This is a genomic window from Oscillochloris sp. ZM17-4, assembly GCF_019599295.1.
GTDB lineage: Bacteria > Chloroflexota > Chloroflexia > Chloroflexales > Chloroflexaceae > Oscillochloris.
Genome location: NZ_JAIEWN010000045.1, coordinates 14,346 through 30,112 on the forward strand (window position 1 = coordinate 14,346; position 15,767 = coordinate 30,112).

The 15,767-nt window shown below is 64.2% G+C and carries 11 protein-coding genes; 6 read left to right on the forward strand and 5 right to left on the reverse strand.

The window, feature by feature from the left end; translation table 11 throughout:
• A partial coding sequence (locus K2Z83_RS22945; RefSeq protein ID WP_220597504.1) for a CHAT domain-containing protein occupies positions 1-801 on the reverse strand: 801 nt, incomplete at its 3' end.
• 610 nt (positions 802-1,411) lie between these two features.
• On the opposite strand from K2Z83_RS22945, the gene K2Z83_RS22950 reads away from it, so the two are divergent.
• The 3 genes from K2Z83_RS22950 (at position 1,412) to K2Z83_RS22960 (ending at position 6,083) form a co-directional block, all read left to right on the forward strand.
• Positions 1,412-4,105, forward strand: coding sequence for a tetratricopeptide repeat protein (locus K2Z83_RS22950; protein WP_220597505.1), 2,694 nt, complete (start codon positions 1,412-1,414; stop codon positions 4,103-4,105).
• Between the two features lie 444 nt (positions 4,106-4,549).
• Positions 4,550-5,026 (forward strand): class I SAM-dependent methyltransferase, encoded by a 477-nt coding sequence (locus K2Z83_RS22955; protein WP_220597506.1) that lies wholly within the window; start codon positions 4,550-4,552, stop codon positions 5,024-5,026.
• A gap of 58 nt (positions 5,027-5,084) precedes the next feature.
• On the forward strand, positions 5,085-6,083 hold the full coding sequence (locus tag K2Z83_RS22960; RefSeq protein WP_220597507.1) for a tyrosine-type recombinase/integrase: 999 nt from the start codon (positions 5,085-5,087) through the stop codon (positions 6,081-6,083).
• Here the strand turns inward: K2Z83_RS22960 and K2Z83_RS22965 are convergent.
• Positions 6,005-6,901 (reverse strand): CHAT domain-containing protein, encoded by an 897-nt coding sequence (locus K2Z83_RS22965; protein WP_220597508.1) that lies wholly within the window; start codon positions 6,899-6,901, stop codon positions 6,005-6,007. The two genes, K2Z83_RS22960 and K2Z83_RS22965, sit on opposite strands and share 79 nt — an antisense overlap.
• A 636-nt stretch (positions 6,902-7,537) precedes the next feature.
• Here K2Z83_RS22965 and K2Z83_RS22970 point away from each other — a divergent pair.
• The 3 genes from K2Z83_RS22970 to K2Z83_RS22980 all read left to right on the forward strand — a co-directional run bounded on the left by K2Z83_RS22970 (position 7,538) and on the right by K2Z83_RS22980 (position 13,096).
• Entirely contained in the window at positions 7,538-9,034 is a 1,497-nt protein-coding gene (locus K2Z83_RS22970) for a hypothetical protein (protein WP_220597509.1), read from the forward strand.
• Between the two features lie 75 nt (positions 9,035-9,109).
• Positions 9,110-12,100, forward strand: coding sequence for a C1 family peptidase (locus tag K2Z83_RS22975; protein WP_220597510.1), 2,991 nt, complete (start codon positions 9,110-9,112; stop codon positions 12,098-12,100).
• A gap of 270 nt (positions 12,101-12,370) precedes the next feature.
• Positions 12,371-13,096 carry a glycosyltransferase gene (locus tag K2Z83_RS22980; protein WP_220597511.1) on the forward strand — a complete coding sequence of 242 codons (726 nt, stop codon included), beginning with the start codon at positions 12,371-12,373 and terminating at the stop codon, positions 13,094-13,096.
• Positions 13,097-13,322: 226 nt separating this feature from the next.
• Here the strand turns inward: K2Z83_RS22980 and groL are convergent, their stop codons facing one another.
• From groL to K2Z83_RS22995, 3 genes are all read right to left on the reverse strand, one after another.
• Positions 13,323-14,981, reverse strand: a complete 1,659-nt coding sequence (groL, locus tag K2Z83_RS22985) for a chaperonin GroEL (RefSeq protein WP_220597512.1) — start codon at positions 14,979-14,981, stop codon at positions 13,323-13,325.
• Between the two features lie 104 nt (positions 14,982-15,085).
• The gene (groES, locus tag K2Z83_RS22990) at positions 15,086-15,391 is read right to left on the reverse strand and encodes a co-chaperone GroES (protein ID WP_220597513.1); all 306 of its coding nucleotides are present in this window, start codon (positions 15,389-15,391) and stop codon (positions 15,086-15,088) included.
• A 1-nt stretch (position 15,392) separates the two neighbouring features.
• Positions 15,393-15,746 (reverse strand): hypothetical protein, encoded by a 354-nt coding sequence (locus K2Z83_RS22995; RefSeq protein ID WP_220597514.1) that lies wholly within the window; start codon positions 15,744-15,746, stop codon positions 15,393-15,395.
• Between the last annotated feature and the right edge of the window lie 21 nt (positions 15,747-15,767).

The following is a 15,767-nucleotide window of genomic DNA, read 5'->3' on the forward strand; positions in this document are numbered from 1 at the left end:
GATCAGCACCGCCAGCAGCGGCGGCCGATCAAGTTGCATGATCATCTGGCTTAGTACGCTGCCCTTGGTATGGGCCGTCTTTCCCTCGTCATCCTCCAGCCAGAGATTCGTGTAGTCGCCGGTGTGCTGGCCATGGCAGATCAAGCAGAGGATCGTGGGCTGGGCGCGTAGGGCCTCCTGGATCGCACCCAGGGTGGCCCTTCGGTTCATCGCCCCCTCCACGTCACCGATGACGGTGAGTACGATGTCGCCCAGGGCGGCACGCACGCGACCAACCTCGCCATCTACATCGATCTTCGCCATCTTGTAGGTAGCTAGGTCACTCGGGTTGGCGACGACCAGCAGGGCGCGTAGGGAGGGCTTTGGCCCCAGCCTGATCGACCGAGTATCGGGGCTGTCGATGTAGCGCACTAGGCGCAGGCGCGCATCGCAGGCGAGCGGCACCTGCGTCAGCGGATCGCGTAGGGTCTCCCAGCGCAGGGCGTGGAGGTCTACTGCGGTGGGAGCGAGCCGCAGCCGCAGGCGCAGGGAACGGTCAGCACCGTCGGCCAGCGCACGGGCGCGCTGCCACGCATCACGCAGCCGCTGGTCGGCGAAGAGCTGTTCGGTGAGAGTGTGCCCGTAGGCGACCGGGTCGAGGGCGTGTACGAGCAGCGCGGTAGGATCGAGGGCGACAGCGACATCAGCGGCGAGCGCGGCGTCGGCCTGGCTGCCGGGCTGGGCGAGGCGGGCATCGGCAACATAGCCGGCATCTGCCGGGCGGAGCGCAAGTTCAAGATCGACGGCTTCAGTATCGCGCATCACCTATCCCTGGCATGGGCGGGCGGCCCGGCGGAGTGTGCAGAAATCCGATCACCCCCATGATACATGCACAGGCGTAAACTGCATAGCACACACGCTGCCAAACGGTATTTTAGCCCCAGCCTCAGCCACAGCAATCTGATCGCCACCATGTGCGACTTCCTTCCCCATTCAGATGCCAAAGAAAGCCACGAACGGTTCAAAATCCGACACGTGAAAATCAACCACCTCCTTGGTCCACTGGCGGATTCCGCCAGTCAGATTCTTCCGCGAGACGTTAGCTTTATCGCTGTATGCTGTAGTAGTAGTATTGGTACTGGTAGATCGGTAACATCGAAAGACGCAATGAAGCAACCCGGAGCTACCTCGCCTCAGCCACCACACAATCTAACCACCACAGGCAAGACATCCTCGGATGCCCATTACCCGCCTGTTTGATGCGGAGGAGGACAAGATGGTGGCTCATGGCCAGTTTTGGTGACCCAAGCCGAAAGCTGGCATCTGATCAGAAAGCGACCCTTGGCTATTTGGCTTCTCTACGCCCTGCCTGAGCATGGCGCTCTGGGGCTTTCACCAAAAGTGGACATGAGCCTGTCATATGGAGACAACCATGCAGCCCTTCTACGACTCCTACATTCTTCGCGCACGCCTCTTCCTCCACGATGGGCTCCAGCAATTTGTGTCCCAGCGGCTGCGCGATCACTTTGGGAATGCTTGGTGGGAGCAAGGGGTACTGCCGGTTCTCACCGACCACCACTACCAGCCTGAGCGAACGGGGGATGCCCCGGAACAGTGGTTTACGTCGCTTGATAGCCGGGTGCTTCTCAAGATCATCAAGGAGACTCGGCATGTCTTCTCCCTCCCGCCTGACTGTCGTCGATTCGTGAATAATGTCTTTCATAGCCTCAACCAACTGGCCCACGAGAAGCACTTTGACCGACAGGCGACGCAGGAGACTCTGGAGTGGATGCAGGACTTGCTCACCTGGATGGGCATGCCCACTCAGGCGCACAAGGTGAAGATGATCGCCAAACAGGCCATGCAGGCGAAGCACGAGGAACTGTCTCTCGATCCTGATGTGGCCGCAGCCCGGCAGCTCGATGAGGCGAAGCGACGACTCGCCACGCTCCCGCGAAACGCTGTCCCTGCCCCAGCTCCTTTGCCACCTGGCTCGCGGGTACCCTTCGCCCCAAACCCGCACTTTGTCGGGCGCACCAGTACGCTAAGCGAACTCGGTGCCGCCCTCCAGGACGGCCAGGCGCGGGTCATCACTGCTCCAGCCAGCTACGGCAAGACCCAACTAGCGGCGGAGGTCGCCCACCGCTACGGCCCCTACTTTGCAGGGGGCGTCCACTGGGTCGCTTGTGCCGACCCAGATGCCATCCCCATGTCTATCGCCGAGTGCGGCGCGGTCATGCATGGGCTCCCCGAGTTCTACGGGAAACTGCCGCTCGATGAGCGCGTGCGCCTGGTGGTGGCGGCCTGGGAGGAGCCGACGCCACGGCTGATCATCTTCGACAATTGTGAAGACCCGGAGCTTGTGGCCCGCTGGCGTCCGAGAAGCACGGCGGCGCGCGTACTCGTCACATCCCGGCAGCGACAGTGGCCATCAGCATTGGGGGTGGGGGTATGCCCGCTCGCCCTCTTGGATCATGATGCCAGCATCGCCTTGCTGCGCCGCCACCGTCCTGATCTCGCCGCCGATGATGGTGATCTCAACGCCCTGGCCGATCTTCTGGATGGTTTTCCCCTTGCTCTCCACCTCGCTGGCTCGTACCTTGAGCGACAGCAAGGAGGAGAGTCCGTCGCAACCTATCTCAGCAGCCTGCGTGCCACTGATGTACTGTGGCACCAATCACTGGTGACTGCCTCGCCCTATTCACCGACCGCCTACAACCGCCCAATCGCCAGCACGCTCGCAGTTGCTTTCCAGCAACTCGATCCCGCGCACCCGATTGACGCCGTCGCCCGCTTGCTATTTGCCCGTGCGGCGCACTTTGCCCCAGGCGCGCCCATCAATGTCGAAGTTCTCTACTCCACAATCGAGCGCGTATTCAATACGCGGCTTTTGGTACAGAGGCCTCTGTTCGCACGCTACGAACAGGCGATCAATCGCTTAGTTGACCTTGGGCTCGTGGGCTGGGTCACGGGAGATCGCCCCGTTATCACCATTATCAGCCGCAATGGGGGGATATTCGAGGTCGAGTTGGACGAGAACGAGACATCGCTAACAGATCGCGACTACGGGGCCATCCGGGTTCATCGGCTTGTTGCCGCATTCGCCCGCGAGCGGGCTGACGACCTCATGGCCCATGCGGCAGTCATCGATTCGTTACGTGCCATAGGTGATATGAGTGACGAGATCGGGGCACCTGAGATTTTCGCTTCGATGGACGTGCATCTGCGTCACGTGACGATGACGGCGCTCCAGTCAGGCTATGAGCACGCCGCACGACTGGCAGAGTTGACCGGATGCTTCCTCCTGAGCATCGGCGATGCCTCAGCGGCACTTCCCTACCTAGAGCAAGCGGTGGAGGTCTATCGAGAACGGTCGGACGATCCAGAGACATGGGCCAGATGTCTCGCATGCATCGCCGACGCTTATACCCTGTTGGGCGACTTGGATCACGCCTGGGAGGTTGCCCAGGAGGCCCACGCGAACCGAATTAAGGCGATGAAGCCAGTAGGCGAAAGCCTGCGCCAACTCGGTGTGCTCCTCCATCGACGGGGAGATCTTGATGCCGCCACGACAATGCTCCATCATGCGCTGATTGAGGCGCAGCACGATGACTTCAGCGAGGCGCCACACGATGACTTCAGCGAGGCGCTGGTCTACACCCCACTCGGCAGCGTTATGCTGACGAAGCAGAAGTGGAACCATGCGGCGTGGTACTACCGTAAAGCGATTGAGTTAAGCGCCGACATCATTTTCTGCGGCTGGTTCCCGGCTGAACAGGCGATAATGCACCACGGACTTGGTGTGGCCCTCCGCGAACTGGGCCAGTATGAGGACGCCCGCAAAGAGCTTGAACATGCGCTCCAGATTCGGATCGATGCGGGTCTAGAGTATCACCCTGACATGATCGCAACGCTCCACGACCTTGCCCGCCTGGGACTTGCCGCATCGTGGTGGGAAGAAACCGAGGCTTGGCTCGCACAGGCGAACGACCACATCCACAGGGCTGGATCTGCGGGCCACACCGCTGATCACCTTGAACTGGAGGCAAAACGTAAGAAGGCCCTGCCTCGCCGGTCGCAGCAACAGACCAGGGATCGCAAGTCGCACAAGCGGAACAAACGATGAGCGACGATAGGGGCGTATGGTGTCGCCACCATCGCACAGTGTGACGCTGCGGCACCGCAGTTCCGCCGTCTCTCGCCGGTGGTGCCGCCAAGGATGCTCACCACCACGATCCGCATGCCGTCCTTGGCAAGCATCTGGCGGTCGCGCACCACCACATTGCCCACATCCCGACGGTCGTCCCCGCCCACATAGATGGAGCCGACAGGGGGCTCGCCGGTGATCGTGCCGAAGCCAGGGGCGAAACGCCATGATCGTGCGACCCGCAGCGATCAATACCTTATTCTCGGTATAGAAGATCACGAGTCCAACCCAGGAGCCCTGGCCCACGTCTGGGGGGCGAGCGCCCGCACCAGGGGAGGAAAAACAGCACAACTAAATGAGTTTAGTTGGGTCGAACCGTGCTATACTCCCCCCAGAATCCCGCGACCAGCCGAGGCTCCCCCTATGGAAGAGTCCCTGACCATGATCGACGCGCCGATGCGTGCGCCCATGCCCGCCTGGGTCTACCCCATCCTCAACCCAACCCTGAAGTTCCTCCTACGCTCGCCGCTCCATGGCATCCTGAGCGGCGGTGCCATGATCCTGATCTTTGCGGGCCGCAAGAGCGGCAAGCGCTACGCGGTCGTGGTGGTCTACCAGGATCTCGCTGGCACGCTCTACACCTTCTCGGCCACCAGCTGGAGCGCGAACTTCATCGGCGGGGCACCCGTCGCCCTGCGCCTGCGCGGGAGGCTCGTGCGCGCGACGGCGCGGGTGGTGGACGACCCGGCCCGGATCGGACGGGTGATCCGGCACATGGCGCGCGGGCGGGGCGAGCAGATCGCCACGAACATGGGCCTGATCGGCCACGGCCCCGACGGGGTCGCCCGCCTTCAGATGCCGAAGGGCAGCCGGCTAGTGGAGTTCACCCTGGAGCGCTGAGCGCGCCACGCTGGAGCGGGAGCCGCCCATGTCCAATGCCCTCGCCCGAACCCATCCAATGGAAGACGCTGATCTCGCTCCGGTCGAACGTGACCCGCTCGCCCTGGCCATCGCCGCCTGGCTCGATAGTAAGCACGGCAAGAGCGGCAGCGCCCGCACCCGCGAGGCGTACGCCACCACGCTGGCCGACTTCCGGGCGGCTCTGGGCAAGGTGGATCTGGACCTCGACGCCGAGGGCGCGGCGGTGGCCCTGGTCGCGCAGGCGTGGGCGAAGTCGAGTCGGCGGGATCGCACGGTCAAGCCGAGCACCGTCGCCCTGCGGCTTGCGATTGTGTCGAGCTTCTACGCCTTCGCCCTGCGCCGGAAGCTGTTGCGCCTGCCCGAAAACCCGATGGATCTGGTGGAGCGCCCGAAGGTTGAGAGCTACGCCGCAGCGCAGGCCCTCGACACCGCAGCCGTGCGCGCAACCCTCACCACGCTGAAGGCTGAGGCCGCCGGCGACGGCATGGCGGGCGACCTGGCCGCCCGCGACCTGGCCCTGCTGCGCGTGGCGCTGACGACGGGCCGGCGAGTCGCCGAGCTGGCCGGGCTGCGCGGGCGCGACCTGGCGATCACCGGCGAGCGGGTGACGATCACCGTGCAGCGGGCCAAAGGCGGCAAGGTGATGCGCGACCGCCTGGCCGCCGACGTGGCCGCCGACCTGCTGCGCTGGCTGCGCCGCCACCACGGGGCCGAGCTGGGAGACTTGGCGACCGACGCCGCAATCTGGCCGGTGCTCAAGGGCGGCGGGGTCGCGGGCCGGGGCCGCATCGGCGCGGCCCTCACCGCCCAAGGCATCGCCGAGGTGGTCGCCCGCCGGCTGAATACCCACCCCCACGCGCTGCGCCACTCGTTCGCGCAGGCGATGGAGCGGGCGGGGGCCACGGTGAGCACGATCCAGGCCCGCCTCGGCCACAGTAACCTTGCCACCACCGGGCGCTACCTCACCCAGCTGAGCCGGGCCGAGAATGTCCACGCCGATGCGCTGGCGCGGGTCTTTGGGACGGGGGAGGAGTAGCCGTGAGCGACACAGGCGATCAGCACCGCCAACAGCGGCGGTCGGTCGAGCTGCGCGATCATCTGGCTCAGCGCGCTGCCCTTGACGTGGGCGGTCTTGCCCGCATCATCCTCCAGCCAGAGGTTCGTATCGTCGCCGGTGTGCTGGCCGTGGCAGATCAGGCAGAGGATCGTCGGTTGTGAACGGAGGGCATCCTGGATCGCGCCCAGGGTAGCCCTTCGGTGCAGCGCCCCCTCCACGTTGCCGACGACCATGAGCGCGATGTCGCCCAGGGCCGCACGCACGCGGCCCACCTCGCCATCCACGTCGATCTCGGCCATCCTGTACGTACTCAGATCGCTCGGGCTAGCGACGACCAGCAGGGCGCGCAGGGCGGGCTTCGTCCCCAGCGTGATCGGTCGCGTATCCGGGCTATCGGGGTAGCGCACGAGGCGGAGGCGGGCGTCGGTTGCCAGCGGCACCTGCGTCAGCGGATCGCGCAGGGTCTCCCAGCGCAGGGCGTGGAGATCGCCAACGGTTGCGGCGAGGCGAAGACGCACACATAGGGGGAGGTTCGCGCCATCGGCGACCCGCCGTGCATCGCGCCAGGCGTCACGTAGCCGCTGGTCAGCAAAGAGTTGCTCGGTGAGCCTACTCCCATACGTATCGGGGTCGAGGGCCAGCGCCAGGAGCGCGGTTGGGTCAAGGGCAACCGGAACATCTGTCGCAGGCACGCTGGGCGCTTGGTTCCCTGGTTGCTCAATGCGGGCATCGGCGACGTAGTGATCGCCTGACAGGCGGATGGTGAGTTCGAGATCGATGGCTTCGGTATCGCGCATCACCGATCCCTGGCATGGGCGAGCCGCCCGGCGGAGTGTGCAGAAATCTGATCACTTGCATGATACATGCACAGGCATAAACTGTATAGCACACACGCTGTCAAATCGGATTGCAGCCCCAGCAATCTGATCGCGCCCACTTCTTCGCCCACTGGCGGAATCCGCCAGTGGGCGAAGAAGTGGGCACAATCACCTATCATGCAAAGCCGTGCCCACCAAGGATATGCCATCGACGCGAGGGTTTAGGTGAGCTAATGGCGCTACGGAGTACCCTATTTTCAGGTCGGAGAATCGAGTAATTCGAGCGCCGCAAGTGCATACGTCGAGGCGACAAGGCCATACCCGCGCTGTGGGGCGAGCATGGCGTATACGATGGATAACAAATGAACGCGAGGAGCTGACGATGTTATGGCGCTAGCTCAAGCAACTGAGCTTGAATGGTTCTACTGCACTGAAAGCTTATTGCTCTCGTTGTTTTAAGCCAGCAGAGCGCGTGTCCTCGCTTGTTGGTGATTCCTTGTGGGTAATTGTAGTGGTCAGGTAGCTAGACAAACACTTTACACTTCGGTATTATTCTTGTTGAGGCCATGCACTATTACTCTTGCATTGTTCGCTCACTGCATGAGAGAGGAATCCGTGTCTCATCGTATTACACTCGTGCTTGCACTCGGCCTCTTGGTGAGTCTGTGTATCGGAACAGTCGCGTACGCTCAAGAGGCCACTCCACCAGCTACCGACGGCGCGCTGCTGATTGAACCGAGCCGCCTGACCATCGCTACCGACGGCGGATGCCCACCCACGTTCATCCCAGGGAGCACGCCCTGTACCCAGATTCACCAACTGACGCTGCGTGCGACCCGTGTCATCACCAACGTCACCGCGATTACCACCGACCTGCGCCGTGCCGATGCGCAGGCTATCTTTCCGGCAAACGCCATCCATCCCACCTTCATCCGAACAGAACTCATGACCGACACGGTCGTGACACTGACGCTTGCCCTGGATATGGCCGCCGCCCCTGCGGGTGAGTACACCGGCGATCTGCTGCTCGTGTACCCCGGAGGTGTGCGCAGCCTCCCGCTGACGGTGCGGCTCCGGCACTGGTGGCTGCCGCCGCTGGGGCTCCTGGTGGCCGTGCTCCTGGTTGGCCTCGCGTTCGCACAGTACCGCGATCAGCAGCGACCTCGCGACAGCCTGATCGTCCAGGTCGGCTATCTTGTCGATCAGATGAGCCGCGACACGATGCTCATCACGGCCTTCCAACATCCCCTTGATCGACAGATTGCTGCGAGCAGGCAGGCGCTCCAGTTCGGTCACCCGGCAGATGCCCAGACGGCACTCAGCGCGACGCAGGAACTGTGGGGGCGCTGGAGGGCCTACCGTGACGACTGGATCACCCTCGACACCCATCGAACACAGCTCCTTCATGCACTTGACACCCCGCCGGCAGTCGCATCGGGCGTGTTCCGGGACTCATTGGAGCAAGCACTGGTGCAGATCGAGCGCAGCCTGGGGATGAGCGCGCAGCCTACGACGGTGCAGGATGACCTCGCCAAGGTGCGCACCGCACTTGAGGCATTCCGTACAAGTGCGGCGAAGATCAGCGCCCTCCTCAGACAGATTGACACCCTCGATAACGCTGCCGTAGCTCAGCTACGAACAAGCGTACAAGAGCGCCGACAGCAACTCTCCCTGCTCACCATGGAAAACACGGACGGTATGGCGCAGCTGATCACGCTTCTGGCAAACGATGCGCACGAGGTCCAGAACGCGATGCTTGCGCACTCCGATAATGGGATGAACCAGGTTCTCGGCACGTCTTCAGGTGGGCCTGAGGGGGCGGCATCCCCATTGCCGCCGTCTCAGCTCCCAGAGCTCGGGACTCTGTTTGGCGCAACGATCAGCGACAACCCAACGGCAGATGCGGCACGGGCGCGCCGTCGGATCCTGATCTTCGGTATTACCTCGCTGATCATCACTGCTGTTGGGCTCGTCCCGCTCGGCTTCAATCAGCTCTATGTCACAAACCCCATCTTTGGAGCCAATCCCTGGCTCGATTACCCCGCCTTGATCTTCTGGGCGCTGGGGATCGAGGGCTCGCGCGAGACGATCTTGGGCATGCTGTCCGGATAGGTTGTGCCCCCATCACGCGCGCGGTGTGATTGGCGACGTTCGCAATGACCGCCTGACGCAGAGGAGCTATATGTCATGCAGCTGGATGATCTGACCCCACTCGACCAGATCCCGGCCTTCACGGCGGTGGATCGGGAGGCACTTTCTCCCTACTGGATCACCACCGCTGAGGAGTTTATCGCCACCGCCCGGCTTCGCAATGGGCTGTCGACGCTGGGGACGCTACTTGCCCGTACGCCCAAGGCGATGCAGGAGCTGTTCGATGCCGCCACGCAAGCCTCGCGTCTTGCCGCAGCGTTCACCATCGGAATGGTTCGTGACTACCCCACGGGCCTCATCCTCGATGATGACGGTGATACGCCTGCGGTGGCATTCACCCTGCCGACCACCCCGCTTCCGCCAGGAGCCTCACTGCTTTCCCGGTTGCCCCCAGTCCAAGATCAAGGGAAGCGGAACACCTGTGTCGCCTTCGCCCTGGTGGCGATGGTGCAGTGCCTGCGGGATGAACCGACCGATCTCTCTGAGCAGTTCCTCTTCTGGCGCAGCAAGATGCACGACCAGATCCCGCATGACCCGAGTGGGACGAAACCGCGTGTGGCTGCGCAGCAACTGGTCGATGTTGGGGTCTGCCGTGAGGAACTCTGGCGCTACCACGCCTATGAGATCGGTGATGGCGGCGTGGGTGGCGGCGCTCCGAACATCGGCCAAGGTCCGCCGCCCAACCCCGAGGCGCTCTTGGCTGATGCCGCCGGGCGACGGATGGGTGGCTATCGACATATCGACAAGCGGAATGTACACGCCATCCGGGCCGAGATCGCGGCCGGGCGGCCCGTGATGATCGGGCTACGTATTGCGACCTTTTGGAGTCACTCGACTCAGGCGACGAAGCTGGGGCGCGTGCGCCGACTCCTGCCGGGGGAGGAATGGGGCGGGGGCCATGCCATGTGCGCCGTCGGCTATCGTAGCGATGCGGGTGCCCCCGGCGGCGGCTACTTCATCGTGCGCAATAGCTGGGGTGCAGGCTGGGCCAGCGAGAACCCGGACGGGCCGGGCTACGCGCACGTCCCCTACCAGCTGATCGCTGACGAGAATTCAGTCGCGCTGGTGCTCGAAGCTTCCTTCACGCCGCGCCGCGCCGGGTCGTCGGAGCAGACGACTGAGCCCGCCATCGTACCGCTGGGAAGTGAAGGGGGTGTAGTCGGCGGGTCTCCTGACGACGACTCCTTGCTCGATGCACTGATCGCCCAGGCTGCGGGACTGAGTACAGCGGGGATGAGCCGTCTGATCGTCGCACTGGCAACGCGTCTTGCGACCAAGCTAGGACACCCCCCCACGACGCCACCGATAGCACCGCCGGTGGGCGAGCAGGAGTACAGCCCTTCAGCCGAAGATTCAGCGGCTCCCTCAGTGCCATTGGTCGGCGAGACCCACGAGTTTATTCAGTATGGCGGCGAGTTGATTATCCCCAACGGCATTGACCCCACCATTGGCAAGGCGCGCTACCGCTTCGACATGACCAACGCCCGTGCGATTGCAGCCGTCAACCGCTGGGGCGATACCGCAAGCGAGCGCCTACTCCACCGGCAGGTCGCCAAGCGCGATGAGCCTACCGCTGGTATGATCCACGGCTTCTCGTACGACCAGCTCGACCGGAACATGAAGGATGCGCAGAGCAATGCAGGCGCTGGATGGGGCCTGGTCGTGCCCGCCGATGAGGACGCTGCCATCCTTAAGGCGCTCACGCCGCTGATCACACAGCGCTGTGCCGATCAGGGAATCGCTCCTCCGAATCTCACCTTCGAGTCGGGCGAGACCTGCGGGGCCTGGCTGCGTCGGGTGGGTGGCGACAATGCTATCAAGGCACCGATGCAGGGCAGTAGACCCATTCCGATCTTTCTCTATGATGCACAGGCGGTTGAAGGTGCCAGCCGCTGGTGCGCTCGCCACGGGGTAACCATCAACCCCGTCGATCCCCGGCGTGGCGTGCCCTTCTACCTGCTGCTGGTGGGCCGACCTGGGGCGCGCATGGCCGGCGATCCGCATATTCCGTTCTCTTTTCAGTACGATCTTGATTTTTACTGGGGCGTGGGCCGACTCTGTTTCACGGATGCCCACGGCAACCATCGCTACGATGCCTACACGGCCTACGCCGAGCGTCTGGTGGCGATTGAGCGCGGCCAGACGCCCGCCCGCACCCGGTCGGTCGCATACCTCGCGACACATCACCCACTCGACCCATCAACCGCGCTGAGCGCCACCGAGCTTGTTGGGCCGCTTCTGCACGGGGACGCTGGCCGTGAGCCGCTGGCCAACCGCTTTGGGTTCACCACCTATGATATGACGACCAAGGCGCATGCGACCAGGGCGAGCCTGGAGCGGCTGCTCATCGGGGCTGATGCCGCTGATCGACCTGCGCTGCTCTTTAGTGCGACCCACGGTATCGACCTCCCGCTTGGCCACCCGGATCAGATCATGCAGCAGGGCGCGCTGCTCTGCCAGGACTGGGACGGGCTGGATCTGCCGCAGCGGACGCACTGGCTGGCCGGCGAGGATCTGCCCGATGCGACGGATGTTGCGGGGCTGGTGGCGGTGTGCTTTGCCTGTTTCGGCCTCGGCTGTCCGGCGCACGACCAGTTTCGCTTCGAGCGCACGACGCCCCCCCAAGCCATTGCCCCGTATCCATTCGTGGCTCAGCTACCACAGCGGCTGCTTGAGCGGGGCGCGCTAGCGGTGCTCGGCCATGTTGACCGGGCGTGGAGCTACAGCTTCCGTGACGAGGTGCAGAAGGTGCCCGGACAGTCCCAGGCATTCGAGGATCTGCTTGGCGGTATCCTCGATGGCAAGCGACTGGGCGAGGCGACCGACCAGTTCAACACGCGCCAGGGACAGACGGCGATGGATCTGACCGATCTCCTGGACAACTACCGCTTTGCGGCTGCGAATGGAAGCGAACGCTTTGGGCTTGAAGGAATTGGGCCGCGCTGGGCTGCGTTTAGCGACGCACGTGGCTACAGCTTACTGGGCGACCCCGCCGCACGGCTCCACGTCGAAAATAGAGCGCACTAAAACGTCGAGGGGCGGATGTGGACGGCGGGAGACAGAAGCGCGAAGGTAGTCGTGCTATCCCTTCCGACGTTTTAGTGCGCTCCCAACAAAGCAAACATGCGGTTGCCCGTATCCGGCTTCCAGTTCGGAAGCGACTCACCATGACGGCATGTGCTGTGTATTGAAGAAACGACGTGTGTTCTTGCGCAGAGATGAGCAATGCATTCACTGGTGGCCTCCAATCTCACCGTCAGTTTCACGTTAAGACATGGTTTCAGAAGCACTTGACAGTTGACGGACTTCGCCGCCCACAGCAGCTGGGTGCATCCGTCGATCGACCGCTACTTCCTGCCGAGCGCGATCACCGCGCAGCTGCTCGTCCGGCTGGGCGTGCCCGCTGACCTCCTGGAGGTGACGGGCATCCCGGTGCGCGCCGAGATCGCCGCGCCCAAGGCGCCCGCCGCAATGCGCGCCCGCCACGGGCTGCCGCCGGATGGGCCGGTGATCAGCCTGTTCGGGGCCGGGATCGAGCCGCAGCGGGTGCGCCTGATGGTTGAGGGGCTGCTCGGGCTGGATGCCCCGCTCACCCTAGTCACGGTCACCGGGCGCAGCGCCGAGCTGGCGCAGCACCTGGACGGCCTCGCGGGCCACGGGCAGGTGCGCCTGGTCAGGCTCGGCCAGATGGCGTATGTGGACGATCTGGTGGCGGCGAGCGACCTGGTGATCACCAAGGCCGGCGGGCTGATCGTCAGCGAGGTGCTGGCCCGGCACACCCCGCTGCTGATCATCGACCCCATCCCCGGCCAGGAGGAGTGGAACGCCGATATGGTCGCCGCAGCCGGTGCCGGAACGCAGCTGCGCATGCCCGAGATGGTGCCCATCGCCGTCCAGGCGCTGCTGGCGCAGCCCGCGCGGCTCGCCCTGATGCGGCAGCGCGCGGCGGCGGTGGGACATCCCCACGCCGCCGCAGCTATCGCCCGGCGCCTGCTTGCCGACCTGCGCGCGCGCGACAGTTGAGCCTGATTTCGGGCCACAGACTGGATGGCAATGCAGGGCGACTGCAACGTCGCCGCCGGGCGGGGGGCTGGGGATGGCTTCGCCACCCCCAGAGATCTTTTTGTGGAATTTTGGGCGGCTTCGCCGCCCAAAATTCCACAAAAAGCAGGGGTTGGGGCGTAGCCCCGGGATGTTGCAGTCGCCCTGGATGGCAATGCGCTTCCACGTTACGCTTTGCGCTCAGCGGTTAGAAGCCCATGCCGCCCATGCCGCCCATGCCATCCATCCCACCGCCGGACATGTCCGGCGCCGGGCTCGCCTCGGGCAGGTCGGCGATCAGGGCCTCGGTGGTCAGCAGCAGCCCGGCGATCGAGACCGCGTTCTGCACCGCCGAGCGGGTCACCTTCACCGGGTCGACCACGCCCTGCTCGAGCATGCTGCCATACGCGCCGGTCAGCACGTTGTAGCCGGAGGTGGGGTCGCCGCTCGACTCCTGGTTGCGGCGCACCGTGTCGATGATCACCGAACCCTCCTCGCCGGCGTTGCGGGCCAGCTGGCGCATCGGCTCCTCCAGCGCCCGCCGCAGGATCTCCACCCCGAAGCGCTCGTCAGCGTTGCAGGTCTCCACCTGATCGAGGGCTGGGATGACATTGATCAGGGCCACGCCGCCGCCCGGCACGATGCCCTCCTCCACGGCGGCCCGCGCCGTCGAGAGCGCGTCCTCCACGCGGTGCATCTTCTCCTTCAGCTCGGGCTCGGTGGCCGCGCCAACCTTGAGGATGGCCACGCCGCCGGCCAGCTTCGCCACGCGCTCCTGCAGCTTCTCGCGGTCGAAGTCGCTGGTGGTCGCCTCGATCTGGGCGCGCAGCTGCGCGACGCGGGCCGCGATCGCCTCCGGATTGCCGCGGCCCTCGACGAAGGTGGTGCTGTCCTTGTCGGCGAGCACGCGGCGCGCCCGGCCCATGTCCTCGACCGTCGCGCTGTCGAGCTTGCGGCCGATCTCCTCGGTGATCAGCGTGCCGCCGGTCAGGATGGCCATATCCTGGAGCATCGCCTTGCGGCGATCGCCAAAGCCCGGCGCCTTGATCGCCAGCACGTTCATGGTGCCGCGCAGCTTGTTGATCACCAGGGTGGCCAGGGCCTCGCCGTCCACATCCTCGGCGATGATCACGATGTTCTTGCTGACCTGCAACACTTTCTCGAGCACCGGCAGGATGTCCTGGATGCTGCCGATCTTCTTGTCGGTGATCAGGATGTAGGGGTCGTCGAGCTCGGTCTCCATCCGCTCGGCGTTGGTCACAAAGTAGGCGGAGAGATAGCCGCGATCGATCTGCATGCCCTCGGTGTACTCGGTCTCGAAGGCGATGCCCTTGCTCTCCTCGACGGTGATCACGCCATCCTTGCCGACCTTCTCCATCACATCGGCGATCAGCTCGCCGATGGCGACATCGCCCGCCGAGATGCCGGCCACATGGGCGATGTCGGCGCGGTCGCGCACCGGCTTGGACAGGCGCTTCAGATCAGCCACAATCGCCGCGGCGCCCTTGTCGAGGCCGTGCTTGATCTGCATGGGGTTGGCCCCGGCGGCGACGATCCGCAGGCCCTCGGCGACGATCGCCTGGGCCAGCACCGTGGCGGTGGTGGTGCCGTCACCGACCACATCGTTGGTCTTGGTGGCGACCTCGACCAGCAGCCGGGCGCCCATGTTCTCGAAGGGGTCCTTGAGCGAGATCTCTTTGGCGACGGTGACACCGTCGTGGGTGACCGTCGGCGTGCCGTAGGCCTTGCTGATCGCGACGTTGCGCCCGCGCGGGCCGAGCGTGGTCTTGACCGCGTCGGACACGATATCGACGCCGCGCTTGAGCGCGTGGCGCGCCTCTTCGTGGAATAGGATCTGCTTCGGCATGGGGGCTTTATTCCTCTCAGTAATGCTAAAGAATTGAGAATTGAGCATTGAGCATTGAGAGTTGAGCGATGCCCAATTTTCAATTTTCAATTTTCAATGCTCAATTACTCCTGAATGATGCCCAGGATATCCTTCTCAGACAGGATCAGGTACTCGACATCGTCCACCCGGTACTCGGTGCCGCCGTACTTGGCGAAGAGCACCGTTTCGCCGACCCTGACCTGCATCGGCACGCGCTTGCCGCTGTCGTCCAGGCGCCCCGCGCCGACGGCCAGGATGCGCCCTTCCATCGAACGCTCCTTGCTGGCAGTGTCGGGCAGAAAGATGCCGCCCTTGGTCTGCGCCTCGCGCTCTGCCGGCTTGACCACGACGCGGTCTGACAGGGGCTGAATACGGACGTCGGTTGCCATATCACATTCCTCCTTGAGGATAGGGTAGGAAGCGGTTGTGCGCGCTCCCAATGCGCCATTGAGGGGAGCCATCGGCGCGGCCCAACCCGTCAATGACGATAATGCTCGGCCTGGCGCGGATGTCACGCGTTGCGGCACGCACGGTCTGACTCTGAAACAATCCGGTGCGCCGCGCACGGATCACGCCCGCCGGGCGCGCCCACAGCGCCATGCCGGCCAGGGTTTCGCCGATGGTGATCAGGTACACGCTCAACCCGATGATCGCCCACAGCGGCACCAGGCGCACCCCAGCGAACAGGAGCCGCGCCATCGGGAGCGGGAGCGTAGCAGACGTTGGGGGTATGGAGATCTGCATGCGATGTGTCCTTCCTTTTTC

Excerpts from the sequence above, each read along its gene's own strand:
- K2Z83_RS22950 (WP_220597505.1), top strand. The coding sequence starts at position 1,412 with ATGCAGCCCTTCTACGACTCCTACATTCTTCGCGCACGCCTCTTCCTC.
- K2Z83_RS22955 (WP_220597506.1), top strand. The coding sequence starts at position 4,550 with ATGGAAGAGTCCCTGACCATGATCGACGCGCCGATGCGTGCGCCCATG.
- K2Z83_RS22960 (WP_220597507.1), top strand. The coding sequence starts at position 5,085 with ATGGAAGACGCTGATCTCGCTCCGGTCGAACGTGACCCGCTCGCCCTG.
- K2Z83_RS22965 (WP_220597508.1), bottom strand. The coding sequence starts at position 6,901 with ATGCGCGATACCGAAGCCATCGATCTCGAACTCACCATCCGCCTGTCA.
- K2Z83_RS22975 (WP_220597510.1), top strand. The coding sequence starts at position 9,110 with ATGCAGCTGGATGATCTGACCCCACTCGACCAGATCCCGGCCTTCACG.
- groL (WP_220597512.1), bottom strand. The coding sequence starts at position 14,981 with ATGCCGAAGCAGATCCTATTCCACGAAGAGGCGCGCCACGCGCTCAAG.
- groES (WP_220597513.1), bottom strand. The coding sequence starts at position 15,391 with ATGGCAACCGACGTCCGTATTCAGCCCCTGTCAGACCGCGTCGTGGTC.
- K2Z83_RS22995 (WP_220597514.1), bottom strand. The coding sequence starts at position 15,746 with ATGCAGATCTCCATACCCCCAACGTCTGCTACGCTCCCGCTCCCGATG.